Source organism: Streptomyces yatensis, assembly GCF_018069625.1.
GTDB lineage: Bacteria > Actinomycetota > Actinomycetes > Streptomycetales > Streptomycetaceae > Streptomyces > Streptomyces yatensis.
In genome coordinates this window covers 1,569,360-1,595,513 of the sequence record NZ_CP072941.1, presented here as the reverse complement: position 1 = coordinate 1,595,513, position 26,154 = coordinate 1,569,360, and the positions used below count along the sequence as shown (strand labels likewise).

The 26,154-nt window shown below is 72.5% G+C and carries 21 protein-coding genes; 13 read left to right on the top strand and 8 right to left on the bottom strand.

Going from position 1 to position 26,154, the window contains the following annotated elements; all coding sequences use genetic code 11:
* Positions 1-189: 189 nt before the first annotated feature.
* A complete protein-coding gene (locus J8403_RS05815; RefSeq protein WP_343245257.1) occupies positions 190-3,009 on the bottom strand; it encodes an AfsR/SARP family transcriptional regulator in 2,820 nt (939 codons plus the stop codon).
* A 186-nt stretch (positions 3,010-3,195) separates the two neighbouring features.
* Here J8403_RS05815 and J8403_RS05810 point away from each other — a divergent pair, with 186 nt between their 5' ends.
* From J8403_RS05810 to J8403_RS05775, 8 genes are all read left to right on the top strand, one after another.
* The gene (locus J8403_RS05810; protein WP_211122195.1) at positions 3,196-3,735 is read left to right on the top strand and encodes a sigma-70 family RNA polymerase sigma factor; all 540 of its coding nucleotides are present in this window, start codon (positions 3,196-3,198) and stop codon (positions 3,733-3,735) included.
* A 100-nt stretch (positions 3,736-3,835) separates the two neighbouring features.
* On the top strand, positions 3,836-4,918 hold the full coding sequence (locus J8403_RS05805; RefSeq protein WP_211122194.1) for a LacI family DNA-binding transcriptional regulator: 1,083 nt from the start codon (positions 3,836-3,838) through the stop codon (positions 4,916-4,918).
* A 100-nt stretch (positions 4,919-5,018) separates the two neighbouring features.
* Positions 5,019-6,368, top strand: a complete 1,350-nt coding sequence (locus J8403_RS05800) for an ABC transporter substrate-binding protein (protein ID WP_211122193.1) — start codon at positions 5,019-5,021, stop codon at positions 6,366-6,368.
* Between the two features lie 70 nt (positions 6,369-6,438).
* Entirely contained in the window at positions 6,439-7,386 is a 948-nt protein-coding gene (locus J8403_RS05795; protein ID WP_211122192.1) for a carbohydrate ABC transporter permease, read from the top strand.
* A complete protein-coding gene (locus J8403_RS05790) occupies positions 7,386-8,300 on the top strand; it encodes a carbohydrate ABC transporter permease (RefSeq protein ID WP_246585709.1) in 915 nt (304 codons plus the stop codon). Before J8403_RS05795 ends, J8403_RS05790 begins: the two co-directional genes overlap by 1 nt.
* A gap of 47 nt (positions 8,301-8,347) precedes the next feature.
* A complete protein-coding gene (locus J8403_RS05785) occupies positions 8,348-9,328 on the top strand; it encodes a hydroxyacid dehydrogenase (RefSeq protein WP_246586305.1) in 981 nt (326 codons plus the stop codon).
* 57 nt (positions 9,329-9,385) lie between these two features.
* A complete protein-coding gene (locus J8403_RS05780; RefSeq protein WP_211122190.1) occupies positions 9,386-11,329 on the top strand; it encodes a DUF2264 domain-containing protein in 1,944 nt (647 codons plus the stop codon).
* Positions 11,326-12,120, top strand: a complete 795-nt coding sequence (locus J8403_RS05775; RefSeq protein ID WP_211122189.1) for a sugar phosphate isomerase/epimerase family protein — start codon at positions 11,326-11,328, stop codon at positions 12,118-12,120. Before J8403_RS05780 ends, J8403_RS05775 begins: the two co-directional genes overlap by 4 nt.
* An 819-nt stretch (positions 12,121-12,939) precedes the next feature.
* Here the strand turns inward: J8403_RS05775 and J8403_RS05770 are convergent.
* A complete protein-coding gene (locus J8403_RS05770; protein ID WP_246585708.1) occupies positions 12,940-13,470 on the bottom strand; it encodes a hypothetical protein in 531 nt (176 codons plus the stop codon).
* A gap of 260 nt (positions 13,471-13,730) precedes the next feature.
* Here J8403_RS05770 and paaK point away from each other — a divergent pair, with 260 nt between their 5' ends.
* Entirely contained in the window at positions 13,731-15,038 is a 1,308-nt protein-coding gene (paaK, locus tag J8403_RS05765) for a phenylacetate--CoA ligase PaaK (RefSeq protein ID WP_211122188.1), read from the top strand.
* A 120-nt stretch (positions 15,039-15,158) separates the two neighbouring features.
* On the opposite strand, the gene J8403_RS05760 is transcribed toward paaK, so the two are convergent.
* From J8403_RS05760 to def, 3 genes are all read right to left on the bottom strand, one after another.
* Entirely contained in the window at positions 15,159-16,016 is an 858-nt protein-coding gene (locus J8403_RS05760) for a lysophospholipid acyltransferase family protein (RefSeq protein ID WP_211122187.1), read from the bottom strand.
* Positions 16,013-16,771 carry a GNAT family N-acetyltransferase gene (locus J8403_RS05755; RefSeq protein ID WP_093466921.1) on the bottom strand — a complete coding sequence of 253 codons (759 nt, stop codon included), beginning with the start codon at positions 16,769-16,771 and terminating at the stop codon, positions 16,013-16,015. The genes J8403_RS05760 and J8403_RS05755 overlap by 4 nt, the downstream gene beginning before the upstream one ends.
* Before the next feature lie 205 nt (positions 16,772-16,976).
* Positions 16,977-17,657, bottom strand: coding sequence for a peptide deformylase (def, locus tag J8403_RS05750; protein WP_211122186.1), 681 nt, complete (start codon positions 17,655-17,657; stop codon positions 16,977-16,979).
* A gap of 316 nt (positions 17,658-17,973) precedes the next feature.
* On the opposite strand from def, the gene J8403_RS05745 reads away from it, so the two are divergent.
* Both J8403_RS05745 and J8403_RS05740 read left to right on the top strand, forming a co-directional pair.
* On the top strand, positions 17,974-18,384 hold the full coding sequence (locus tag J8403_RS05745; RefSeq protein ID WP_211122185.1) for a ChaB family protein: 411 nt from the start codon (positions 17,974-17,976) through the stop codon (positions 18,382-18,384).
* Positions 18,381-18,719, top strand: a complete 339-nt coding sequence (locus tag J8403_RS05740) for a DUF8129 domain-containing protein (protein ID WP_211122184.1) — start codon at positions 18,381-18,383, stop codon at positions 18,717-18,719. Before J8403_RS05745 ends, J8403_RS05740 begins: the two co-directional genes overlap by 4 nt.
* Before the next feature lie 9 nt (positions 18,720-18,728).
* Here the strand turns inward: J8403_RS05740 and J8403_RS05735 are convergent, their stop codons facing one another.
* Entirely contained in the window at positions 18,729-19,217 is a 489-nt protein-coding gene (locus J8403_RS05735; protein ID WP_211122183.1) for a DUF2267 domain-containing protein, read from the bottom strand.
* Between the two features lie 60 nt (positions 19,218-19,277).
* Positions 19,278-19,811 carry a winged helix-turn-helix transcriptional regulator gene (locus tag J8403_RS05730; RefSeq protein ID WP_211122182.1) on the bottom strand — a complete coding sequence of 178 codons (534 nt, stop codon included), beginning with the start codon at positions 19,809-19,811 and terminating at the stop codon, positions 19,278-19,280.
* A 132-nt stretch (positions 19,812-19,943) separates the two neighbouring features.
* Here J8403_RS05730 and J8403_RS05725 point away from each other — a divergent pair, with 132 nt between their 5' ends.
* Both J8403_RS05725 and J8403_RS05720 read left to right on the top strand, forming a co-directional pair.
* Entirely contained in the window at positions 19,944-20,714 is a 771-nt protein-coding gene (locus J8403_RS05725; protein WP_211122181.1) for a class I SAM-dependent methyltransferase, read from the top strand.
* A gap of 72 nt (positions 20,715-20,786) precedes the next feature.
* Complete coding sequence (locus J8403_RS05720) at positions 20,787-21,338, top strand: NUDIX hydrolase (protein ID WP_246585707.1); 552 nt, start codon at positions 20,787-20,789, stop codon at positions 21,336-21,338.
* A 28-nt stretch (positions 21,339-21,366) separates the two neighbouring features.
* Here the strand turns inward: J8403_RS05720 and J8403_RS05715 are convergent, their stop codons facing one another.
* Positions 21,367-25,983, bottom strand: coding sequence for a glycoside hydrolase family 2 TIM barrel-domain containing protein (locus tag J8403_RS05715; RefSeq protein ID WP_211122180.1), 4,617 nt, complete (start codon positions 25,981-25,983; stop codon positions 21,367-21,369).
* Between the last annotated feature and the right edge of the window lie 171 nt (positions 25,984-26,154).

The following is a 26,154-nucleotide window of genomic DNA, read 5'->3' as shown; positions in this document are numbered from 1 at the left end:
GGCCGCGATGCGCGGGGGCGTTGAGAAATTTTTTCCCGCCCGGTTGAGCAACTCACCGGGCCCGTACGTACGGCAGGGAGAACCCGGTGCCCGGCCGCGCCCCAGCGGCCCGCCGCGCACCGTCCCGACGACCCGGAGGCGCCCCGCCGTGGATACGACAGCGCGGAAGACCACGCCCACCAGGCCCCGTCATCCGCTGAGAGCCGAGGCCGGATGCGATGACTGCCGGTACTGCCCCAGTTTGCCGTCGAGGACCCGGGCATCGGGGTGGTTCAGCTCCTGGAGAATCTCCAGGGCCCCGCGCCAGTCGGTGAGCGCGGTGGCCAGGTCGCCCTGGGCCAGGCGGGTGTCCCCCTGGTGGTGCAGGGTGTCGGCCTCCAGATACCGGTCGCTGATCTCGCGGTAGATGGCGAGCGCCCGGCCGTACGAGGTGAGGGCGTGCTCATACCGTCCGAGGTGGTGGTACGCGTACCCCACGCTGTCCAGCGCGGCGGCCTCGCCGGCCGAGTCGCCGATCCGCCGGTGCAGTTCGACGGCCTGGCGGCAGTGGGCCAGCGCGTGCTCGTACTCACCGCGGAGGATATGGGTCCAGCCGATCTCGTTGAGCACGCTGGCCTGTCCGCTGAGGTGTTCCGCGGCGCGGTAGTGGTCGAGCGCGGGCCGGTAGTGGTCCAGCGCCTCCTGGCAGCGGCTCTGACTGTTGGCCAGAAAGGCCAGGGCGCGCAGGGTGCGGGCCTGCCCGCCCGCCTCGCCGAGCTCCGTGAACAGCTCCAGCGCCCGCTCCAGATGGCCGTACCCCTCCTCGTACCGGCCCAGCCGTCCCTCGGCGAACCCCAGGGTGCGGTGGCTGTGCGCCTGGCCGAGCCGATCCGACAGCGCCCGGGCCGCCCCCAGCGCGGTGCGCTGGATCGCGGTCTGCTCCTGCCAGTGGCCGCGCCGGTCCAGGAAGAGCTCCAGCGTCACGGCCAACTTCCAGGCGTGGGACGGGAAGCCATGGTCGCGGGCGTGCTCGACGACCGACAGCAGAACGACCCGCTCGGCCGAGAGCCATGCCTCGGCGCGGTCCTGACCGCCGAGGTGCTCGGGCGCGGCGTCGGGCCGGGCCGGGGACAGCGGCAGCGGTTCGGTCCGGCGCGGGGCGAGCAGCGTGGCGGCGGTGCGCGCGGTGTGCAGATAGTGGTCGAACATCCGGTGCCGGGCGTCCTGGCGGATCTCGTCCGGGTCGTGGTCCTGGACCAGCTCCATGGCGTAGGCCCGCAGCAGATCGTGGAAGGTGTAGCGGCCCGGGGCCTGCTCCACCAGCAGATGGGCGCGGGTGAGCGCGGTCAGCAGGGCACGGGTGACCCGCAGCGGGAGCCCGGCCAGGCTCGCGGCCGCGGCGGCCGAGACCTCGGGCCCCGGATGCAGGGCGAGCAGCCGGAACAGCCGGGCGGCCTCCCGGTCCAGGGCCCGGTAGGACCAGGAGAAGACGCTCCGCGCGTCGGTGCTCGGATCGGCGCCCGCGAACGCGTCGAGGTTCCCCTGGCTCTCGCGCAACTCCGCGGCGACAGAAGAAAGGGGAAAGGACGGACGGGTCGCGGCCCGGGCGGCCACCACCGCCAGCGCGAGCGGCAGCCGCCCGCACAGCCGGACGATGGTCGCCACCGCCTGCGGCTCCGCGGCGACCCGGTCCGTGCCCAGCCGCCGGACCAGCGCCTCATGCGACTCGGCCGGGGACAGCGGCCCCAGAGTAAGAGGACGGGCCCCCTCACTCGCTATCAGACCGTGGAGCTGATTGCGGCTGGTGACGATGGTCAGACAGCCGGGGGAGCCGGGCAGCAGCGGCCGCACGTGCTGGGAGTCCACCACATTGTCCAGCAGGATCAGCATCCGCCGCCCGGCCAGCAGACTGCGGTACAGCGCTGTCTTGGCGTCAAGACCCGTGGGCACCCGGTTCGGCGGAATCCCCAGCGCGTGGAGGAACGCCCGCAGCGCCTCGTTCGGCGACATCATCGAACCGGTCGGATCGAAGCCGCGCAGATTGGCGTAGAGCTGCCCGTCCGGAAAGCGGTGGGCGATCCGATGGGCCCAGTGCACGGCCAGCGTGGTCTTCCCGATCCCGGCCATCCCGTCGATCGCGCTGATCACCACCGGACCCGGTGACCCGCCCTCGGCGCCCTCGGGCAGCAGAGTATGGACACCGGCGAGTTCGGTATGGCGGCCGCTGAACGCGGGCAGGTCGGGCGGGAGCTGCGCCGGACGGACCGCCGGGGCGGGCGGCACCGCCGGAGGGACCGGCTGGACCGGCTCCGCGGGGGCCGGGGTCGACCGGGGCACCACCTCGCGATGGGCGGCGCGCAGCTCCCGGCCGGGCGGGACGCCGAGCTGATCGGCCAGCCGGTCGCGCGCGGTCGAGAAGACCTCCAGCGCCTCGGCCCGCCGTCCGGTGGCGGCGAGCAGCCGGATCAGCTGGGCCTGCAGGGTCTCGTCCAGCGCATGGTGGGCGGCGAACTGCTGGAGCACGGTGGGCAGCTGCTCCGGGACCTGGGAGGCCAGCGCCGTCGTGGCGGCCTCCTTGGCGATGGCCAGAAGTTCCCGGTCGACACCGGAGAAGACGGGATGGGTCTGGATGTCGGAGGGGACTCCGGTGGCGGTCGGCCCCTGCCACAGGGCGAGCGCCTGTGAGAAGAGCTCGGCCGCCCGCTCCGGCTCGCCCGCGGCGGCGGTGAGCCGCGCCGACGCGCTCAGCTCCCGGAAGCGCAGCAGATCCAGCGCGTCCGCGTCGGCGTTCAGCCGGTAGCCGCCCGAGCTGCGCACCAGCCGGCTGCCCTCCGCCCGCGACGGCAGCCCGGGTTCCAGCAGCCGGCGCACCGACCCCACATGGCGGTGGACCACGTTCACCGCGGTGCTCGGCGGATCCTGCGCCCAGAGGACGTCGACGATTTCGCTGAGCGCCACCGGCTGTCCCGCCCGCACCAGCAGCAGTGCGAGCAGCGCTCGTTGTTTGGGCGGACCCAGCTCCAGTTCCACCTCGCCACGCCACGCCCTGACCGGGCCTACCACCGTAAATCGCACAACTAGGGATCTTAGTCGAGCCCGTTTCGGGCACCGCGTTCTTCCGGCCGCCATGCGACGTCAGACTTTCGTCACTCAATCGGCGTCGCCCTTCTCTTACGCTCGCGCCATTGACACATCAGCCTCGGGGGGAACGAGACGATGAACATCCGCACGGCGGCCGTCACGACCGACGCCGACACCTACTTAAGGACGCTGTACCGACGACACGGCTCGGCACTGCACCGCCTGGCGGCCCGGATGCTGGGAGGGGACTGGCACCGGGCCGAGGACATCGTGCAGGAGGTGGCGATCCACGCCTGGCAGCGCCCGATGGACGTCGGCCCCATGGACGACACCGTCCGTAACCGGTTGTTCACCGTGGTCGGCGACCTGGTGACCGATGGCCACCAGGACCAGGTGGAGGGGCCGGTGGAGTTGGCCGGTGAGGCGGAGATGGCGCTGCCTGCCGCGCCGGACGCGGTCGATCAGGCGCTCACCGCCCAGCTGGTGTGGGACGCGCTGGCGGACCTGGCGCCTCCGCAACGGGAAGTGCTGCTGCATCTGCACTATCTGGACCGCAGCGTCAGCCAGGCCGCCAGGGCGCTCGGGGTGCCTCCCGGAACCGTCAAATCGCGCACGTACTACGCGACTCGGGCCCTGCGGACGGCCCTGCGGGCGCGCGGCGTCACCGAGTGCTGATCTCCTCCGGACACCCGCCGACTGCTTTCTGATCGAATGATCGCTACTATGGCGGTGTTTCGAGTGCGGACGAAAGCCGATCGCGTCAGGGGTGGGGAACATGCGGGAGTCGGCGCGGAAGCGGCAGGCGCGGATCGCGGCACTGGTGGAGGCCCGGGGCAGCGCGCGGATCACCGATCTCGCGGATGAGCTGGCCGTGTCCGTCGTCACCGTACGGCGGGACGTGGAGGACCTGGCCCAGCGCGGGGAGGTGCGCCGCGGCCACGGGGTGGCGCGCTCGCTGCGGCCGATGGCCCAGGAGTCCACCGCCACCGGCGACACGATCGGCATGGTGGTCCCCGAGCGCAACACCTATCTGACCGAGGCCGTCCAGGCGGCGCGCGAGGCCGCCGAGAAGGCCGGGCTGCGGCTCGCGCTGCACATCGCCGCGGACGAGCGCGGCACCGAGCGCGCGGTCCGCCAGGCGCTGGACGCGGGCGCGCGGGGCCTGCTGCTCTCACCGCGCTGGCGCACCGAGGCGGAGGAGCGGGCGGACCACGCGTGGCTCGGCGCCCTGGAGCTCCCCGTGGTGCTGGTGGAGCGCCGGCCCCACCGGGGCAGCGCCATCTACGGCCTGGACTGTGTGCGGTCGGACCACGCCCACGGGGTGCATCTGGCGCTGGAGCATCTGATCTCGCTGGGGCATCGGCGCATCGTGCTGGCGGCGCGCGACGACAGCCCGACCGCCCGGGTGATCCGGTCGGAGTTCGCCGCGCAGACCGCGGCCCGTGGCATCCGTGAAGGGTGCCCGGTGATGCTCAGTTCGCGCACCGCCGGGCCCGATCCGCGCCCGCGTGACGCGGGGGCGGCCGACCTGGCCGACGCGGTGCGCCGCGCCGGGGCCACCGCCGCGCTGATCCACGGCGACATGGATGCGCTGGTGCTGGTCCAGCGGCTGCGGGAGGCGGGTGTCGAGGTGCCGCGCGACTGCTCGGTGGTCGCGTACAACGATGTGGTCGCCGACATGGGGCAGATCGCGCTGACGGCCGTGGCCCCGCCCAAGGGCGAGGTCGGGCAGGCCGCGCTGGAGCTGCTGACCCGCCAGCTGGAGCGGACGCGGACCGGGCGGTGGGCCGGTGCCGCCCGCCATCTGGAGCTGCTGCCGGAGCTGGTGGTCCGGGATTCCACCGCCCCACTTCTCTGATCGATTGACCGCTTTGGTTTCTTCTGTTCGATGTATTGACGGCTTTTCAGTCAAGCGCTCAAGATTCCCCTGACTCCACCGCTGACTCAGGGGAGGGCCCATGCCTGGTCATAGAAGCCCAGGTCGCTCGGCAACCGGACGCCGGGCGACGGCGGGCACCACCGCACTGCTCACGCTGCTCGCCCTCGTTCTGGCGGGCTGCTCCACAAACCGCGGGTCCGACACCGTCGGCGACGGTCCCGTACGCCTGACCTTCTGGTCGGCGCTGCGCGGCAGTCAGGAGGTCGTGGACGAGTTCAACCGCACCCACGACACCATCAAAGTCGAGTTCCAGCAGGTCCCCTCCGGGGAGCAGGGCGGCTGGACCAAGCTCAGCAACGCGGCGCGCGCGGGCAACTCCCCCGACGTCGCCACCATCGAATACCCCCAGCTGCCCGGGTTCACCATCGACGGCGTACCCCGGGACATCACCAAGCTGATCCCCGACTCGGTCCGCAAGAAGATCCTGCCGCAGGCGCTGGACCTCACCACCTTCGACGGGCGCACCTACGCCGTGCCGGTGGACATCGAGCCGATGGTCTTCCTGTACCGCAAGGACATCTTCACCAAGAACCACATCCCGGTCCCCAAGACCTGGGCGCAGTTCGAGAGTTCGGCCCGCAAGCTCAAGCAGGCCCAGCCCCGGTCCCGTATCGCCAGCCTCTTCACCACCGGCGGCACCCTCTATATGGCGGGCTACGCCTGGCAGGCCGGGGCGAAGTGGTACGACACCGTCGGGGACACCTGGCAGATCTCCATGGACGACGCCCCCACCCGTAAGGTCGCCGGCTACTGGCAGCGGCTGATGGACGACGATCTGGTGCGGGTCGAGCCCGGGGCCAGTCAGCAGTGGCGGGCCCATCTGCGCAGCGGGGAGACGGCCGGGTATCTGGCCGGCGCCTGGGCCGCGGGCTCGATGATGGCGTCCACCCCCGACGGCAAGGGCAAATGGGCCATCGCGCCGATGCCGCAGTGGGATCCGGCGAAACCCAAGGTGAGCACCCAGGGCGGCTCGACCTTCCTGGTCACCAAGGACAGCCGGCACCCCAAGGAGGCCATGGAGTTCATCTCCTGGATGGTGACCAGCCCCGGCGCCCTGAAGGCCAAGCTCGCCAGCGGCGTCAGCAGCGCCTTCCCGTCCGTGCCCGGCCTGGTGCCGGTCGCCCGCAAGGAGATGGACACCAGCTACTACTCCGGCCAGGACATCTTCGGTCTCTTCCAGAAGGAGGCCGAGCGGATCGCGCCCACCTGGAAGTGGGGCCCGCGGATGACCTCGACCACCAGCTCCGGTGACGACGGGCTGGCGAAGGCGGGGGCCGGCAGCGGCGACATCCTCAAGGCCCTGCGCGACGCCCAGAGCCGGACGATGCCCGATCTGAAGAGCCTCGGCCTGTCGGTCACCACCCGCTGAACCCCCTCTCCCCGTCCCACCCCGAGCCGCACCTCTTCCCGTCGAAGCCGAGGTATCCGTGAGCACCGTCATGTCCTCGAAAGGGGCGGCACCGCCATCGGCGGCCGCCGCCGACCCGCCCCGCAGAACCGGACGACGCGAACAGAGGGTCGCCGCCGCCGTTCTGCTGACCCCCTTCACGGCGCTGCTCGTCGCCGTGTTCCTGGTCCCCGTCGGCTACGCCATCTACCTCAGCCTCTTCTCCGAGGACCACGAGGGACTCGGCTTCGGCGGCGGGCGCACCGTGTTCACCGGATTGCGCAGCTATCTCTCGGTGCTGCAGGACCCCAGCTTCCTCACCGGGTTCGGCACCATCGCCCTCTACTGCGTGATCTTCGTCCCGCTCGTGGTCATCAGCGCGCTCGCGCTCGCCCTGCTGCTCGACTCGGGCCTGGTCCGGATGCGGCGGACCGCGCAGATGCTGGTCTATCTGCCGCACGCCGTGCCCGGCATCATCGCGGCCGTCATCTGGCTGTACCTCTACACCCCCGGGCTCAGCCCGGTCATCAAGCTCTTCGCCCAGGCCGACATCACCATCGACTTCCTCGGGCTGCACACCGTGCTCCCGTCGATCGTCAACATCGCCCTGTGGAGCGGACTCGGCTACAACATGATCATCTTCTACGCCGCGCTCCAGGCGCTGCCGCGTGAGGTGATCGAGGCGGCGACCATCGACGGCGCCGGGGGCATCCGCACCGCGCTCCAGGTCAAGGTGCCCATCATCAGGGGCTCCGTCGTCATGGTGTGCATGTTCTCCCTGATCGGCGCGCTCCAGCTGTTCACCGAACCCATGCTGATGAACCAGGCCACCCCGATGGTCAACTCCCGCTTCACCCCGAACATGTACATCTATGACGCGGCCTTCCGCCGCAACAACTACGGACTCGCCTCCGCGGCCTCCGTCATCCTCCTGATCGTCACCTGTGTTCTGTCATACGCCGTGACGCGCTGGTCGGGCCGCCGGGAACGGAGAGCGTGATGACCACGAGCACACCCACCACCCCCGTGAAAGCCCCCCAGGGACCGCCGGCCAGACCGCTCGGCAAGCCCTTCGGCCGCTCCAAGCTGACCAGCCGTGGCATCGCCAACGCGGTGGTCCTGATCGCCGCCCTCTACACCATGCTGCCCGCGCTGTGGCTGCTGCTGGCGTCCACCAAGAACGCCGACGCCCTCTTCGGCAGCGACATCCTCTCCTTCGGCGACTTCTCCTTCGGACGCAACCTCTCCGACCTGTTCTCCATGGACGGCGGGCTCTACGGCGAGTGGTACGTCAACAGCCTGCTGTACGCGGTCGTCGGCGCCCTGGTCGGCTCGCTGATCAGCGTCGCCGCGGGCTACGCCTTCGACAAGTACGAGTTCCGGCACAAGGAGAAGCTGTTCGGCCTCGTGCTCACCGGCGTCATGGTGCCGCCGACCGTGCTGGCCCTGCCGCTCTATCTGGTGGCCTCCAACATCGGCATGGTCAACACCTTCTGGTCGGTCTTCATCCCGGTGCTCTTCAACCCCTTCGGCGTCTACCTCGCCCGCCTGCTCAGCAGCGGCTACGTACCCAACGAGGTGCTGGAGGCGTCCCGGGTCGACGGCGCCGGGGAGTTGCAGACCTATGTGCGGGTCAGCCTGCGGATGCTCGGGCCCGGGTTCGTGACCGTCTTCCTCTTTCAGCTCACGGCCATCTGGAACAACTTCTTCCTTCCGATGGTGATGCTCTCCGACCAGCACCTGTATCCGCTCAGCCTCGGCCTCTACACCTGGAACAGCGCCGCCACCGTCTCGCCCGAGTACTACCCCCTCGTGGTCATCGGCTCACTGCTCGCCGTCGTGCCGCTGATCGTGGCGTTCGTGATGCTGCAGCGCTACTGGAAGTCCGGACTGACCGCAGGGAGCGTGAAGTGACCGACCCGCACATCTCCGCCCGCCACCGCCCCCGAGCCGCCCTGGCCATGGCCGAGCGCTCCGCCCGGCAGGTGCTCGGATCCGGACGTATGGACCGGCTCACCGAACTCCTCGATCTCGACCCCGGCCTCGTTCTCGACGACTTCACCACCCCGGCCGCGCGCCGTGCCCTCGCCGATGCCGAACTGCTGGTCACCGGCTGGGGCTGCCCGCCCCTGGACCGCCGCGCGCTCGACGCCGCGCCCCGGCTGCGCGCCGTCGTCCACACCGCGGGCACCGTGCGCCACCACATCACCGACGCCTGCTGGGAGCGCGGCATCGCGGTCTCCTCGGCGGCCGCGGCCAACGCCGTACCCGTCGCCGAGTACACCGTCGCCATGATCCTTCTGTCCAACAAGCGGATCCTGGACATCGCCCGGGACTACCGCGCCGAGCGGCGCACGATCGACTGGAACGAGCGCTATCCGGACGCCGGCAACTACCGCCGGACGGTGGGCATCCTCAGCGCCTCCGTCATCGGCCGCCGGGTGCTCGAGCTGCTGCGCCCGTACGACCTCGACCTGCGGCTGTACGACCCGTATGTCACGGCCCAGGAGGCGGAGGAACTCGGCGCGGTCCAGGTCGGCCTGCGGGAACTCTTCGCCGGCAGCGATGTCATCAGCGTCCACACCCCCCTGCTGCCGGCCACCGAGGGGCTGGTCAGCCGGGAGCTGCTGGCCGCCATGCCGGACGGCGCCACGCTCATCAACACCGCGCGGGGTGCGGTGGTGGACCAGGAGGCGCTGACCGAGGAACTGGTGGCCGGGCGGATCCGCGCCGTCCTCGACGTCACCGTGCCGGAGCTGCTGCCCGCCGCCTCACCGCTGTACGACTGCGACAACGCGCTGATCACCCCGCATATCGCCGGATCCAAGAGCGGTGAGCTGCGCCGGCTGGCCGACCTGGCCATCGGCGAGATCGAGAAGTACGTCACCGGCCGCGACTTCGCCCACCCCGTACGACCGGAGATCCTCGACCGCTCGGCGTGACAGGACGCGCCCTCCGCGCCCTCTCACGCCCCGCGACCCCAGGAGGCCCACCCCGCCATGCCCGAGCTCCCCTTCCTCCTCCCCGCCGACGACCGCACCCTCAGCCCCCACACCGGCTACACCCGCGCCCACTGGGAGGCCGCCGCGGACGGCATGCTGCACGCCGCCCTCCGCTACGCCACCCCCGGCCAGGGCCTGATCGACCTGCCCGGCCCCCCGTCGAGGTCCGGGGTGCGCTCCGACGGGCTCGAAGGGTTCGCCCGCACCTTCCTCCTCGCCGCCTTCCGCACCGCCGGGGCCTCGGGCAAGGACCAGCACGGCTTCCTGGAGCGCTACACCGAAGGCATCGCCCGCGGCACCCTCACCCCCGGGCGCGAGGACGCCGAGTCCTGGCCGGTGATCGGCCATCACGGCGCCCACGGCCAGCCCATGGTGGAGTCCGCGTCCGTGGCCCTGGGCCTGCGGCTGACCGCGCCATGGACCTGGGACGCCCTGCCGTCCGACGCCCAGGACCGCACCGAGGAGTGGCTGCGCGGCGCGCTGCGCCACCAGCCGGCCCCCAACAACTGGTATCTCTTCCCCCTCACCGTCGCCGGTTTCCTTCAGGCCGTCGGACGCGGCGACGCCGAGACGGCCCACGCCATCGAGCGGGGGCTCGGCCTCCTGGAGGGCTGGTACGAGGGCCAGGGCTGGTACTCCGACGGCGACGGTCGGTCGTTCGACCACTACAACGGCTGGGCGCTGCACATGTACCCGCTGCTCCACGCCCATCTGGCCGGCGACCGAGCGCTGCTGGACCGGCTCGGACCGCGGCTGCGCACCTTCCTCGAGGGCTTCTCGCTGCTCTTCGACGCCGACGGCGCCCCCATCCACCACGGCCGCTCCCTCACCTACCGCTTCGCCGCCGTCGCCTCGGTGGCCCTCGGCGCCCTCACCGACCACACCCCGCTCGCCCCCGGGGCCACCCGTCGCATCCTCAGCGGAGCGCTGCGCCACTTCCTGGACCGCGGGGCGCTGACCGAGGACGGGGTGCTGAGCCTGGGCTGGTACGGGCCGCACGCCGCGACCCTCCAGCGCTACTCCGGGCCCGGCTCGCCCTACTGGGCCTCCAAGGGATTCCTCGGCCTGCTGCTCCCGCCCGACCACCCGGTGTGGACCGCCACCGAGGAGGCCGCGCCCGCCGAGGGGCCGGACCGGGCGGTGGCGCTGCCCGCCGCCGGGTTCCTCGTCCAGACCACCGGCCGGGACGGGCTGGTGCGGCTGCACAACCACGGCAGCTACAAGCTCCGCCCCTGGGAGTCCGAGCACGGGCCCGCCGACCCGCTCTACGCCCGGCTCGCCTACTCCACCCGCACCGGGCCCACCAGCGCGGACAACACCCCCGACAACCACATCGCCATCGAGGTGCGCGGAGTGCGCAGCGCCCGGCTGCGCATCCACCCCCTGGCCGCGGGCCCCGACTGGCTCGCCTCCTCCCACACCCCCGCCTTCCCCGACGCCGGCCCCAAGGTGCCCTCGATCCGCGTCGACAGCCTCACCCTCGTCCGCGGCCGGCTCGAAGTGCGCGTCCACCGCGCGGTGGGCGTCCCCGCCGGAACCCGGATCCACCACAGCGGCTGGGCCGTCGCGCTGCCCCCGGGCACCCCGGCGGAGACCGAACAGGGCGCCGAGATACGGCTGGACGGGGAGGAGGTGACCGGTCAGCTCCTCGGACTGCACGGCTGGCAGAGCGCCACCGCGGTCCGGGCGCCGCAGGGCACCGCGTACGGGCCGTGGGCCCTGGTCCCCGAACTCACCGGCACCGTCGGCGAGGACCCGGCCGGCACCCTCTTCGTCGCACTGGCCTCGCTCACCGGCGAACGCGACCCGGCCCCCCTGGCCGATCTCGCCACCGCCGAGGTGAACGGACTCGCGGTCACCGTACGGCTGCCGGACGGCCAAGGCGTCGTGGTGGACTTCGGCGCGGGCGACGCGCCCACTGTCACGGAGGCGGGCGCATGACGCGGCTCGGCATCTGCTCGGTGACGCTGCGCGGGCTCGCCCCGGACCGGGTGATCGCCGCCGTGGCCGGAGCGGGCCTGGAGTGCGTCGAATGGGGCGGTGACGTCCATGTGCCGCCCGGCGACGAGGACACCGCCCGACGGGTCCGCGACGCCACCATGGCCGCCGGGCTCGCCGTCGCCTCGTACGGCTCCTACTACCGTGCCGGGCACGGCGACCCGGAGGAGTTCGACGCGGTGCTCCGCTCCGCCGTGGCGCTCGGCGCCCCGCGCATCCGGATCTGGGCGGGCGCCACCGGCACCCGGGAGACCCCGCCCGAGGCGCGCCGCGCGGTCGTCGAGGACACCCGGCGCGCGGCCGCGCTCGCCGCGGACGCGGGCGTGGAACTCGCCTACGAATTCCACCGCAACACCCTGACCGACGGCGCGGACCACACCCTCCGGCTGCTGGACGAGGTGGACCGCGCCGAGGTCGCCACCTACTGGCAGCCGCCCGTCGACATGCCCGACGCCGAGGCGCTGAAGGGACTGGACGCGCTGGGGGACCGGGTCGCCGCGGTGCACGCCTTCTCCTGGTGGCCGGGGACCACCCGGCTGCCGCTGACCGCCCGCGCCCCACTGTGGCGCAGCGCCTTCGAGCGGCTGCTCACCCACCGCGCCGCGGTGTCCGGCGGCCCGCCGCTGGATGTCCTGCTGGAGTTCGTACCGGGGGACGACGAGCGGCTGCTGCCACGGGAGGCGGCCACGCTGCGGGCGCTCGCCGACGTTCAGGGGGTGCCCGGGGGGTCGTGACGCGGTGTCCGGCGGGTCGTGACGCCTGCGGCGGGCTGCTCCCCTCCCCGCCCCTTCCCACAACTGGAGCTCCGCCCCAGGCTCGGCAACTGGGGCTGCGCCCCAGGCTCGGCAACTGGGGCTGCGCCCCAGGCTGCGCATCCGGGGCTGCGCCTCAGGTCCGGCAGGCGGGGCGGAGTTTCAGGCTGCGCACCTGGGGCTGCGTCCCAGGCCGCGCATCCGGGGCTGTGCCCCAGGCTCCGCAGCTGGGGCGGAGTTTCAGGCCGCGCACCTGGGGCTGCGCCTCAGGTCCGGCAGCTGGGGCGGAGTTCCGGGCCGCGCGCCCGGGCTGTGCCCCATGCCCCGGACCTGGGGCTGCGCCTCAGGTCCGGCAGGCGGGGCGGAGTTCCAGGCTGTGTGCCCGGGGCTGCGTCCCAGGCCGCGCAGCCGGGGCTGTGCCCCAGGCTCCGCACCTGGGGCGGAGTTCTAGGCCGCCGCACCTGGGGCTGCGTCCCATGCCACGCACCTGGGGCGGAGTTCCAGGCCGCGCGCCCGGGGCTGCGTCCCAGGCCCTGCACCCGGGGCGGAGTTCGGAGCTCCAGGCCCCGCAACTGGGGCCGAGGTCCAGGCCGCGCGCCCGGGGCTGCGTTCCAGGCCCGCAGTCGGGGCTGCGGCCCCAGACCTCCGACCGGGGCTTCGCCCCTTCCCGCGGGATCGGTATGCGCATTCGCCGCTGGCCCCGGGGTCCGGGGGCGGAGCCCTCGGTTCGGGAAGGGGCGGGGAGGGGAAAGAGCCGCCGGACACGGGATCGGCGGCGAGCGATGGGCGATGGGCGAGTGATCACCGAGGGCCGCGGGAGGCGCCCCCGTAGGAGGTGCCCTCCTCGATGGTGCCGCCGAACTCCTCCCGGAGCGTCTCCATGTTCTTCCGGGGCGAGGACGACAGCACCCAGCGGTTGCCGACCAGGTAGACCCCGCCGTACATCTGCGCGGTCTCCAGCCAGTCGCGCTGCCCCTTGGCGGTGACGAAGTCGAGGAAGACGAACTTGCCCTTGGCGGTCTTGCACACGGCCTGGCGGTAGTCGTCCACCTTGGTGGTGAACTGCGGCGTGCAACCGGCGGCCGAGGCGAGCCGCTCCACCCGCGCGGCCTTGGGCGCGGGGCTCGCGCTCGGCTGGGCGGCGTTCCCCCCGGTCTCCGCTTTGGCGTCCGCCTTACCGTCCCCGCCGCCGCATCCGGCGACGGTCAGCAGCGCGCCCACCGCCGCCGCGACCGCAGCCGCGACCGCCACCGCGCGCGGACCGTGGCGGCGCGGGGGGCGGCCGGCGGGCCGGAACGGGTGCGGAGCGTCGGCGTCGGCGGCGTCGTACATGAAAGGCCCTCTCGCATCGGATCCGGTCGCGGCTGCGTCCATCGCATCTACGGATACGGAGGGGCCGCGCCGATCGTTCACCCCCTCGCATCCTTCCGCATCCTTCCGCGCCCTTCCGCGCCCTTCCGCGTCCGGCCGGGTGCGGAACAGCGCGGCCGGGCCGTCCCGACCCTTGACAGCCAGGTCGGATGCTGGATTACTGGACCGCGCCCGAACGGTGACCGAATGTTCGGTCGGCAAGCGGAGGTGGTGGACGGCCCATGGCGGAATCCCTGAGCGTGGCTCCGCTCGATGACGCCGAGCGGATGAGCCCCGAGGAGCTGAAAGCGCTCCAGCTCACCCGGCTGCGCGCCACCTTGCGCCATGCGTACGACCATGTCGAGCTGTACCGCAAGAAGTTCCGCGCGGCCGGGGTCGGCCCCGAGGACTGCCGCACCCTGGAGGACCTGGCCCGGTTCCCCTTCACCACCAAGGACGATCTGCGCGACACGTACCCCTTCGGGATGTTCGGCGTCGAGCAGAGCGAGGTGCGGCGGCTCCACGCCTCCAGCGGCACCACCGGCCGTCCCACCCTCGTCGGCTACACCGAGCGCGACCTGGCGGTCTGGGCGGAGGTGATCGCCCGCTCGATCCGCGCGGCCGGCGGCCGGCCCGGCCACAAGGTGCACATCTCCTACGGCTACGGGCTGTTCACCGGCGGCCTCGGCGCCCACTACGGCGCCGAGCGGCTCGGCTGCACCGTCATCCCCGCCTCCGGGGGCATGACCGCCCGGCAGGTGCGGCTCATCCAGGACCTCGGGCCCGAGATCATCATGATCACGCCGTCCTATCTGCTGACGCTCCTCGACGAGTTCGAGCGGCAGGGCGTCGATCCCCGCTCCACCTCCCTCCAGGTCGGCATCTTCGGCGCCGAACCCTGGACGGAGGAGATGCGCCGGGAGATCGAGGAGCGCATGGACATCCACGCGGTGGACATATACGGGCTCTCGGAGGTGATCGGCCCCGGGGTGGCCCAGGAGTGCGTGGAGACCAAGGACGGGCTGCACGTCTGGGAGGACCACTTCTACCCGGAGATCGTCGACCCGCTCGGCGACACGGTGCTGCCCGGCGGTGAGGAGGGGGAGCTGACCTTCACCACCCTCACCAAGGAGGCGCTCCCCGTCATCCGCTACCGCACCCGCGATCTGACCCGGCTGCTGCCCGGCACCGCCCGCCCCGCCTTCCGGCGCATCCAGAAGATCACCGGCCGCTGTGACGACATGCTCATCGTGCGCGGGGTCAATGTCTTCCCCAGCCAGGTCGAGGAGATCGTGCTGCGGGTCCCGGCGGTGGCCCCGCACTTCCAGCTCGAGCTGACCCGGCGCGGCCGGATGGACCATATGACGGTGCGGATCGAGGCCCGCCCCGGCGCCGGTCCCGAGCAGCGCGTGGCCGCCGCGGCGGCGATCGCGCGGGGAGTGAAGGACGGGGTGGGGCTCACGGTCGAGGTGGAGGTCGTGGACCCGGAGACGCTGGAGCGCTCCGTGGGCAAGATCCGCCGGGTCAAGGACCGGCGGACGGAGAGCTGAGCACCGCCCCGGGCGCTCCATCCGTGCACGGGACGGAGCGCCCGGGACGCGGCGTCCGGTTTACGGAGGGAGCGCCCGGGACGCGGCCTCCGGTGTACGGCGGGCCCGCAGCGGACGGGCTCAGCGTGCCAGTTCGAGGGCGGGGATCTCCTGATGCAGGGGCAACCGCGCCCCGCAGACGGTCGCCTGGGCCTGTGCCGCGACCCTGCGGCGGTCGTCGACGTCCCGCATCGGCCGCAGCACACGGTGCACGGCCACCCGCACCGTGAGCCCGTCGGCGCGCAGCACCCGGCGCAGCGAGCCGCCGAAGTCGTCCTCGCCGACGAAGGCGGCCACCGTGGTCGGGACGCCGTGCTGGACGTACTCCAGCGTCACCGGGCGCACCGGCGCGCCCGCGTCCAGCGCGGCCTGGAAGGTGGCCCGCCGGAAGCTGCCGCCCGTGCCCGAACACCAGGTGATGCCCTGGGGAAAGGCCATCACCGACTGGCCGTCACGCAGCCGGGCCGCCATCTCCCGTACGGTGTCGGGGAGTTCGCGCAGCGAACCGCGGTCGATGTACATCGTGCCCGCGCGGGTGGCCAGCGAGCCGATCAGCGGCCAGCCCGCGATCTCCCGCTTGGCCAGCATCACCACGGGCTCCACCGCGAGCAGCGCGAGGATGTCCAGCCAGGAGATGTGGTTCGCCACGACGAGCGTGCCGGTGCCGCCGGGCGCGCTCAGCGTGCTGTCGCCCGTCACCTCCAGCCGGATGCCGAGGGAGTCCAGCAGTGTCGCCGCCCGCGCCCGCAACGTCTCGGGCTCGGCGATCCGCCGGCCGGAGACCATCGCGCCCATCACCGCCCGGACGAAGACCGCGGCCCGCCGGGCGCCCCGGGAGGCCGGGACGCGGTCGGCGGCGTGGGTGACACAGCCGGGAGTGCACGGGGACCAGCCAGCCCAGGCGTGCTCGGGCAGACTCATCGCGGCCGCGTCGGTCACTGGGATTCACCCAGGAAGTAGCGGCGGTAGCGGTCGTTCATCCGCTCGGTGTCCAGCAGCACGAAGAAGTCGGCGTCGTTGAAGGCCCGGTCGTGCTGCGGGGAGCCGCACATCCAGGCGCCGACCCGCAGATAGCCGCGGAGCAGCGGCGGCAGGTCCGCGTAGCTGGGCTCGCCGTCCAGCGGCCGCGAGGGTATCCACGGGTCGAGCGGGTGGACCCGCATCTCGGCCGGGGCGGCGTGCTTGGTGGTGCCCAGCAGCCAGGCGTTGGCGGCCGCCCCCTCGCCCTCGGCGAGCGGAACCGAGGCACAACCCGCGAGGTAGCGATGCCCGGACAGCAGCACATAGCGGGCCAGGCCGGCCCACATGAGGTTGATGACCGCGCCCGTGCGGTGATCGGCGTGGACACAGGCCCGGCCGGTCTCGACCATGGACGAGCGGACCTCGGTCGGAAGGCCGCGCAGATCGAACTCGGTGTCCGAGTAGAGCCGCTCGCTGCGCCCGGGGGGAAGCAGCCGGTAGGTGCCGACCACGGTGCCCGTCGCCGTGTCCGTGACGATCAGATGGTCCATGACCTCGTCGAACTCGTCCACGTCGCGGCCGTCGACCGCGGCGTCCAGCCGGCCGCCCCTCTCCTCGCCGAACACCTGGTAGCGCAGCCGCTGCGCGGCGTGGATCTGCTCCTGGGTGTGGGCGATCGAGGTGACGTACGAGCTGGTGGGCGCCGTCGTCGAGGACGTCGTGAGCACGGACATTCCTGTTCTCCGTTCAAGGGAAGTCAGGAGCGGTGGGGACTGGGGAAGAGCGGAAAGAAACGCCTCACTCGCCGTGCGGTGCGCTGAGGCGGCGCGCACTGCGGGCGTTCACCAGTCTTGCCGTGGCGACGTACGTCACAGTGTCCGTGTGGTGATTCGGCGACTGCCAGTCGATGACGAACACATGCCGCTGGTCGGCGCGTGGTTACGGAGCGGTAGCGACGGTGCCGCCGTTGTCATCGGTGCCCGTGGTGGTCCGGAGCGGGAAGCCCAGTGAGTGGGCGGCGGTGGCGGGGGTGGGCTGGGACCAGTAGTCGCTGACGGCCTGGGCCGAGGACAGGGAACGAGTTTCGGCCAGATCCAGATAGAGGACGCCGTCCAGATGGTCGGTCTCGTGCTGGACGATCCGCGCGGGCCAGCCGGTGAACTCCTCGTCCAGCTCCCGCCCCGTCTCGTCCTGCCCGCGCAGCCGGATCCGGTCCGGGCGGCTGACCACGGCCTGCCAGCCGGGGATGCTCAGGCACCCCTCGAAGAACGCCGCCCGGCCGTCACCGACCGGTTCGTAGGCGGGGTTGACCAGCACCCGGTACGGCTGGGGCACCCGGCCGCGCACCTGACGTACCTCGTCCGCCACCTCCGCCGGGTCCTCGATCACCGCGAGCCGCAGCGGCACACCGATCTGCGGGGCGGCGAGCCCCACTCCGGGCGCGGAGTGCATCGTCTCCCGCATCGCCGCCAGCAGCCGGTCCAGCTGGTCCGCGGCCAGCTGGCCCTCGTACGGCAGGGCCGGCTGCCGGAGGACGGGGACGCCCGCGGAGATGATCGGCAGCGGGCGGGTCCCGGAGAGCAGTTCGTCGACGAGTTCGGAGACGGTGGTGGTCGGCATGGGGACAGCCTGACAGACGATCACGGGGGGCGTGGCCGGTGCTCGAGCGGCGGGTGCTCGCCAGCGGGTGCTCACCATCGGACAAAAGGTGAACGGGGCACCGATGGGGTCCGTAGACCCCGATGAGCCGCCGGGAACATCCCACGCCCCCGCGGCTCGGCCGAGTCCTCCCGGCTCGGTCGCTGCCGCCCCGCGGTGCTCCCCCCGTTGTGCACGCCGGGGCGGCAGCCCTTCCGGCCGCCTTTCATCCGCTATGTCGTTTTCGCCGCATGTGCGCGGGTACCCGCTCGGCGCTCAGCAGTGGAGGTGATCGGCCATGCCGGGACGGGAAGAGCTTCCGTCGACCCTGGAGCGCTCCCCGGAGGACGCGCGGCGCACCTGGATCAAGGCCCATGACTCGGCCGTCGAGCAGTACGGCGAGGGCGAGCGGGCCCACCGGGTGGCCTACGGGGCCCTGAAGCACAAGTACGAGAAGATCGGCGACCACTGGGAACGCAAGGAGAAGGGGCGCAAGGGCCCCTCCGATCCGCGGTCCGCACGGCCACGGCAGCTCGGTGGCCGTACCGGCGAGGGCGTCGACGAGCGGGCCACCAAACAGCACCTCTATGACGTGGCACAGCGGCTGGGCATCGAGGGTCGCTCGCGGATGAGCCGGCCGGAGCTGCTGGACGCCATCCGCAAGGCCAACCGCATGCGCACCCGGCGGGCCCGGGAGGAGAACGGATGAGCACCCACGACGACCTGCCGCTCGCCGACTACGACCATCTTCCGCTCAGTGCCCTGCAGCACCGCATCCGCGCCCTCACCGAGGAGCAGCTGCGGCAGCTGCTGGAGTACGAGCGCTCCCATGCCAACCGCCTTCCGGTCATCGAGGTGGTGACGGCGCGCCTGCACCAGCTGGAGGGCGGCGCCACCCCCTCGCCCGGTGAGCCGGATGCCGAGCCGCTCCCCGAGCGGCCCTCTCCGCCGCAGGGCGGATCGCCGGTGACCCCGCAGACGGCGGCCGAGCCGAGCCCGCCGCCGCGCCACGGTCATCCCGACCACCCGGGGCAGTCGAAGTGAACCGCGCTCCTACCGCTCCCGCGGGCCCTGGGGGTCCGGTCGCCGGCCCCGCTCGGAGCGAGGCGCGTCCTGCTCGGCCCGTGCCTCCGGCAGCAGCTCCCGGATGTCGCTCGGCAGCACGCCGTAGAGCTTCTCCATCAGCTCCGGGTCCACGGCCGAGTCCAGCACCTCGAAGAAGGCGGCCGCCTCGCGCAGCGCCTCCTCCTCGGTGTGCTCGGTGCGCCAGGCGACCCGGCCCGCGAAACCGGTGAGGTCGAACCGCTCGCCGTGGTCCCGCCGGTGCGCCCGCTCCTCGGGTGAGCCCTCGTGTGCGGCGGCGACCCGGCGCAGGGGCTCGCCCGCCTCCCGCGGCAGCTGTGCCGCCATATGGTCCGCCAGTCCGCCCGGGATGCGCTCGGCGAGGGTCTCGAGCGTCGCCCGTATCGCCCGCTCGGCCGACTGCCGGTCGGGGAGCTGGGCCCGGGCCTGGACCAGGCCCGTCAGTTCTTCGTAGCGCATGGTCGGCGCTCCTCGTGGTCGGATGCCCGGCTGCTGTGCCGAGTGCCCCGTGCCGTTCGCTCAAACCGTCGCCGGGTGCCCGGTCTCCGGGGCGTCCTCCCGCGCGGCGAGCAGCGGCCCGAGCACCCGGGTGCCGGGCCCGGTGCGCCCGCCGGGGCCCGGGAGCTGGGTGGTGTTGCCGACCGTCAGGGGCTCCCCGCAGTGGGCGCACGCGGACACCGGCGTGGTGTCCTGTCCGCAGCCGAGATGGCGGATCCGGGCCGGCGGCCCGGCGGGGCCCGCGTACCAGCGGTCGCCCCAGTCCATCAGGGCGAGCAGCACCGGATAGAGCTCCTCGCCCTTCGCGGTGGCGCGATAGTGCTCACGCGGCGGCCGCTCCTGGTATCGCTCCCGGATCAGCACCCCCTCCTCGACCAGCCGGGACAGCCGGGCGGCCAGGACCTTCCGCGATATGCCCAGGTCATGGGCGAGATCGTCGAAGCGGGTGACCCCGGTGAGCACATCTCGCATGATCAGCGCCGTCCAGGCGTCGCCGAACAGATCGGTGGCGCGGGCGATCGAGCAGGCCACATCGGCGAGCGGAGTACGGGTCATGACACAACCCTAGCCGAGTTCCCTGAGGGAACTTGAGGATGTTAGGTTTCCTCGGGGAACCGGGCGAGCCCGTCCGGCCCGCCCCAGGCACCGGTGAATCCGCGAATCCGCGCACCCGTGAGGGAGAAGACGATGGCCGCCGCCCCGCACATCGAACTGGACTCACGGTCGCCGGAGGCCGTCGACGGCCGACAGATCCGGGCCGTCACCTTCCAGGACAGCCGCCTGGAGTACGTCCGCACCACGCTCAAGAGCGCGGAACTCTCCGCGTCCGGCAGCCGCGCCGTGGTCGTGGGCAGCGGCCGCGGGCTGCTGGCCCGCGGACTGGCCGGGCTCGGCTTCGACGTCGTCGCCGTCGACCCCTCCGCCACCGCGACCGAGATGGCGCGCGAGGCGGGCGGGGGAGAGCACCCCGGGATCGAGTACCGCACCGCGCCCGCCGAGCAACTCGGCCTCGCCGACGGGGCGTTCGACCTCGCCTACTACGCGGACACCTTCGAGATCACCTCGGATCTCGACCGGGTGCTCGCGGAGGCCGCCCGGGTGCTGCGGCCCGGCGGTGTGCTCATCTACGACACCGTCAACCGCACCTTTCTCTCCCGGCTGATCTACCTCGGCGCCTTCCAGCGCGTCCCGATGACCCGGATCATGCCGGCCGGCCGCTACACGGCGGCCCGGCTGCGCACCCCCGCCGAACTGACCGCCGCCCTGGACCGGCAGGGGCTGCGCAACGAGGACATCTGCGACTTCAAGCCCAAGGACCCGCGCAGCCTGGTCAAGGCCACCATGGCGCGCCGCAAGGGGCAGATCAGCGATGAGCAGATCCCGCCGATCGTCGACTTCGTCCTGGCCCCCGACGCCCGGCCGCTGGTCACCTACCTCGGCTACGCCCGCAAGGGCTGACCTGGCGCCCGCGAGGTCTGACCCGGCGAGCCCGGCACACCACCCCGGCGGGGTGGGCGCACACTGGTCGCTGTGACGCGTAAGCGCAGCGCCGGACTCCTGCTGTACCGCGGTGCGGGCCCGGCCGTCGAGGTACTGCTCGCCCATATGGGAGGCCCGTTCTGGGCCGCCAAGGACGCGGGCGCCTGGAGCGTGCCCAAGGGGGAGTACGACGAGGACGAGACCCCGGAGGCCGCCGCCCGCCGGGAGTTCGAGGAGGAGCTCGGCGTGCCCCCGCCCGGCGGCGAGCCGATTCCGCTCGGCTCCGTGACGCAGACCGGGGGCAAGGAGGTCACCGTCTGGGCGCTCGCGGGCGATCTGGACCCGGAGCGGATCACACCCGGCACGTTCACCATGGAGTGGCCGAAGGGGTCCGGCCGGATGCGGGAGTTCCCCGAGATCGACCGGGTCGCCTGGTTCGGCCCCGACGAGGCCCGCCGGAAGATCGTGACCAAGCAGCGGGTCTTCCTGGACCGGCTCGAGGAACTGCTCCAGGGGACGGACGGTGCGGGCCCCGGCGGTGACCGGACGCCTGGTGAGGGCCCCGGGGACCGGACGGACGGCGCGGGCCCCGGGCGTGCGTGACCGGGGCCCGCGGCCGTCCGCCGTCAGGTCACCCCGTTCCTCCCGTTCCGCAGCGCACCGTGGCCGCTCCCCAGTCGGCGTGGTCATGCGCGTTGCCGTCGCCGCCGTCGGTGACCCGCAGCCGGAGCCGCTGCGCGCCCTCGATGTCGGCCTTCACCGGTACGGCCGCGTCCGGGCCGCGCACCGTCTCACCCCGGTACACCCGCTCGCCGTCGGCGTAGACCTCGAAGACCACGCTGCCGTCGGCCCCCACCTCGTCGTCCAGGCCCGTGTCGGCCGTGAAGGACGAGCAGTTGCCGCCCAGGAAGACCTCGACCGTCGCCTCGGCGTGCGTGCCGAGGCCGCGCTCGTAGGTCGTACCGCCGACGGTCAGGGTCGTGCCGTCGCCGGGGGCGGCCTCGCCGTTGCTGTGGTCGCGTTCGACCGGGCCCCAGCCGTTGTCCGCGGTGAGGAAATCGAGCGTGGACACCGCCACGTCGCCGCGCGGCGGGGGAGGCGTGCCGTCGATCTCGGCCGACGCCGAGCCGCTCACCCGCGCGCCGCCGGCCGAGGTCGCCCGGACGTCGGCGACGGCGGGCCGCAGGCCGTCCGGGGTGCCCTCGCCGCGGGTGATCTCGGTCCGTACGGTCGCGGTCCGGCCCGCCGCGAGGTCGCCGAGGTCGAGGGTGCCGGGCTCGGCGGTCCACCCCTCGGCCAGGCCGAAGGCCGCCGTGACCTCGCGCAGCGGGGTGTCGCAGGGGTTGGTGACGGTCAGCTCGGTCGAGGTGGACTCGCCCGCCGCCACCGTGGTGTCGGCGGCGGTGAGCTTGGCCTCGGGGGCGCAGACCACCGGGCCGTGCGGGGTGCCGGTGCGGGCCTCGGCGCCGGTCAGCGGGCGCAGCCGCAGGGTGTAGGCGTACTCCTTGGCGGGGCGCAGCTGGTATTCGGGCAGCACGGTGTGGAACGTCTCGCTCACCCCGCTCACCGCGTGGTCCAGGTGCAGGGTGTTGCCTCCCGGGTCCTTGCGGAGGGCGAACGGATAGGCGGCGCGGTCGATCCCGGTGTAGGGGGTCACCCCGGCCGAGAAGTCGCCCGACACCAGGAGCCCGCCGCTGCCGTCGGACAGCGAGGCCCAGCGGACGTCCTCGTGGTTCCCGTAGTCCTGCGGCCTGGTGTATCCGGCGAACTGCTTGTCCACGTCCGTGGAGTACACCCCCACGGGGGCGCCGTCCTCGCGGTCGGTGTAGTTCTCCTGCGGCCCGCGCCCGTACCAGGTGAACCGGTCGTAGCGGTCGGGCAGCCGGAGCGAGAGCCCGATGCGAGGCAGATAGGGCACCGTGCGCGCCGCGCCCCGGGCCTCGACGCGGTGATCGAGGCGCAGCTCCCCGGTGCCGCTGACGGTGTACCGCAGGGTCTGGGCGAACGAGGAGTCCTTCACACCGGGCGCGGCGGCGGACGAGGGTACCGTGACGACGACCTCGCCGTCCCGCTCGTCCACCGTGACCTTGCCCGGCTCGGTGTGCAGCCGGTCCAGGCCCGCCTCGCGCCAGGGCCCCTCCTCGGAGCCGATCTCATTGCTGAGCGGGGCGCGCCAGGCGTCCAGCTCGGGGCCGGAGCCGAGCAGTTCCCGCCCGCCGGACTTCATGGAGACCAGCTCGCCACTGGCCCGGTCGAAGCCGTACGAGAAGCCGTCGCCGGTGACCGTGAGGCGGTCGCCGGACGTGGTGGCCTCGACCTTCCCCGGCGCCCGCGCCGGTACCGTGCCCGCGAGTTGCCGGCCGCCGATGTCGAACTGCTCGACGGCCACCCGGTCTCCCGCCTTGGCCCAGGACGTGTCCGTGGCCCGTACCGCCTCCACGGTCAGCTGCCGGTCGGCGTCCTGGGGATTGGCGGGCGGCTTCGGCAGCTGGAGGGTGGTCCGCCCACCGGCGGCCAGGCCGAGCGCGCGACTGCCCTGGGCCAGGGTGCGGGCGCCCTCGGTGATGCGCCAGCGCAGCCGGAGGTCGTCGGTGCCGGTGAAGGACCGCTCGTTGCGCACCTCGATCCGCCCCGCGCGGGCCTCGTCACCCGAGATGCGGATCGGGGCGTGGACCGCCGCCATGGCGCGGGCCTCGGGCTGGACGGTGCGGTCGGAGGAGACCACCCCGTCGACCCCGCCGGTCCCGGCGCCATAGGACAGGAACTCCCCCTTCCGGTCGAGCCGGTCGAAGTCGAGCGCGAGCACCGCGTCCGCGCTGGGGTCGGCGGCGAGCTGATCGGCGCTCAGCGCCTGGTGGTAGACGCGGACCTGGTCGACGGTGCCGTGGGCCATCCGGGTGCGGATGTTCTCCTGCTCGGTCTCCGGGTTGCGGCCGATGTTCACCGGCTGCGCGGAGGAGCCGACGGTGCCGGTCCAGTCGGCCGACGCGGTCTGCTTCCCGTCGACGAGCAGCCGGAGCGTCCGGCCGTCGAAGGTGCCCGAGACGCGATGCCATGAGCCGTACCAGCCGTCGGGGACATCGGCCGCGACCGTGTGCCAGTCGCCGTCCCCGTAGACGAAGAACTCCAGGGTGTCCTTGTCGCGCATCTTCAGCGCGTAGCTGTGGTCGCCCTTGGCGATCACGGTGAAGGAGCCGGTCCAGTCGGCGGGTTTCACCCAGGCGTCCAGGGTGAGCGCGTCCGAGACCGCGTCCAGCTTCGGGTCGCGGTAGACCTCCACGAAGTCGTCGAGACCGGACAGCTCGAGCGCCTTGCCCCGGTGGCCCGCCACCAGCTCGGGCTTCCCGGAGACGTAGGACAGGATGTCGTTGCCGGAGGTGTCGGGGGTGGTCAGCAGGGGCTGGGTGATGTTCTGCTCCGCCCAGTCCCATATGTAGCCGCCCTGGACCTGGGGATACTTGCGTACGACATCCCAGAACTCGCGGAAGTTGCCGAGCGAGTTGCCCATGGCGTGGGCGTACTCACCCATGATGATGGGCTTGGTGGTGGCCTTCGCCTTCTCCTCCAGACCCGAGGGGGAGGGGTAGCGCGGGCCCCACACATCGGCGAACGGGGCGTCGCCGTCCGGGCTGTTGGGCTGGTGGTAGACCGGCCGGGCCGGGTCCTCGCGGTCCAGGAAGTCGGCCATCGCGTAGTGGGCCTTCCCCAGTCCGGCCTCGTTGCCGGTGTCCCACATCAGCACGCTGGGATGGTTCTTGTCCCGTTCGTACATCGCCGTGAGGCGGTCCATGAACGCGGCCTGCCACTCGGGCCGCTCGGCCAGGCAGTCGTCCGGGCAGGCGTCGTGGTGATGGGTCTCGATGTCCACCTCGTCGTCGATCCACAGACCGCGGGTGTCGGCCTGTTCGTAGAGGTAGGGATCCGAGGGGTAGTGGGAGGTGCGCACGGAGTTGACGTTGAGCCGCTTCATCAAGGAGACGTCCGAGGCGGTGCGCTCACGGGTGGCGTGGCGGCCGGTGCCGGGGTCGGTCTCGGAGCGGTTGACCCCCTTGATCAGGACGCGCTCGCCGTTGACGAGGAGCTGTCTGTCCTTGATCTCGATCTCGCGGAAGCCCACCGGCTGGGCCGTGGTGTGGGTGACGGTGCCGTCGGCGTCGGTGAGCCGGACGACGAGGGTGTAGAGATTCGGCGTCTCATCGGTCCACTTGGCCGGATTGGCCACATCGGCGGTGAGGGTGGTGGACCCGCTGCCGTCGGCCACCGTTCCCGACATCGTTGTCACCTTGCGTCCGCGCTGGTCGTAGAGCGTGGCGAGGACCTTGCGCTCATCCGCGGCGCGCCGCGGGCCCTTGGCGGCCACGTCGACCTCGGCGGTCAGCCGGGCGTCGCGGTAGCGGGCGTCCAGATCGGTCTTGACCGTGATGTCCCGCAGATGGGTGGCCGGGGTGGAGTACAGCCCGACCGAGCGGAAGATGCCCGAGAACCGCCACTGGTCGTAGTCCTCCAGATGCGCCCCCGAACCCCAGCGGTGGACCTGCAGCGCGACGGTGTTGCGGCCCGGGTGCAGCCGGTCGCTGATGTCGAACTCGGCGGGGGTGTAGCCGCCCTGGTCATAGCCGGCGTAGGAGCCGTTCACCCACAGCAGATAGCCGCTGGTGACGCCCTCGAAGCGGAGAAACGTCCGCCGCTTCTCCCAGCTCTTCGGCAGCTCGAAGGTCTTGACGTAGGCCCCGGTCGGATTGACGTCATGCGGGACCTTCGGGGGAGCGTCCGGATACATCTCGGTGGGGATGTTCCGGAACACCGGATGGTCGAGACCGTCCGTCTGCCAGGTGTGCGGCACGCTCACACTGCGCCAGCCGCTGCTGGAGGTGTCGTAGCCCTCGGTGAAGAAGTCCTTCGGCACCTCCTCGGGGCGGTCGGACATATGGAGCTTCCAGCTGCCGTCGAGCGAGGCGGTCCAGGGGCTTCTGGAGCCGCCGTCGAGGGCGCCGGCGGTATCGGCGTACGGGGTCAGCCGCGCATGGGCGGGCTCCTGGCCGACCGAGGTGACCTCGGGGTCCTCCAGCAGCTTGTAGACATCCGCGGGCGGATCGGGGGGATTCGCCGCGGCCGCCGGGGCGGCGGGGGCGGCGAGCGCGAGGGCCAGGGCGAAGGCGGCCAGCCGGGAGAGGCGGAAGGGTCGAGGCGGCCGGGGTGGCCGGGAGAGCCGGGGGAGGAGGAGACGACGACGGAGGCGTCGGGACATCTGGTGGTCCACCCTTCTGTGGGTGTGGAAACGCTCCAGAGTGAACAGGCCTGAACAGGCCCGCACATTAGCCAACGTGTCCTCTCGCGCCAAGATGTTCCGACCGACTCACCGTCGGCCGGGCGCGGCTACCGTGAAGAGAGTGAGGGCCGTGCGGAATGCCGCGCCGGG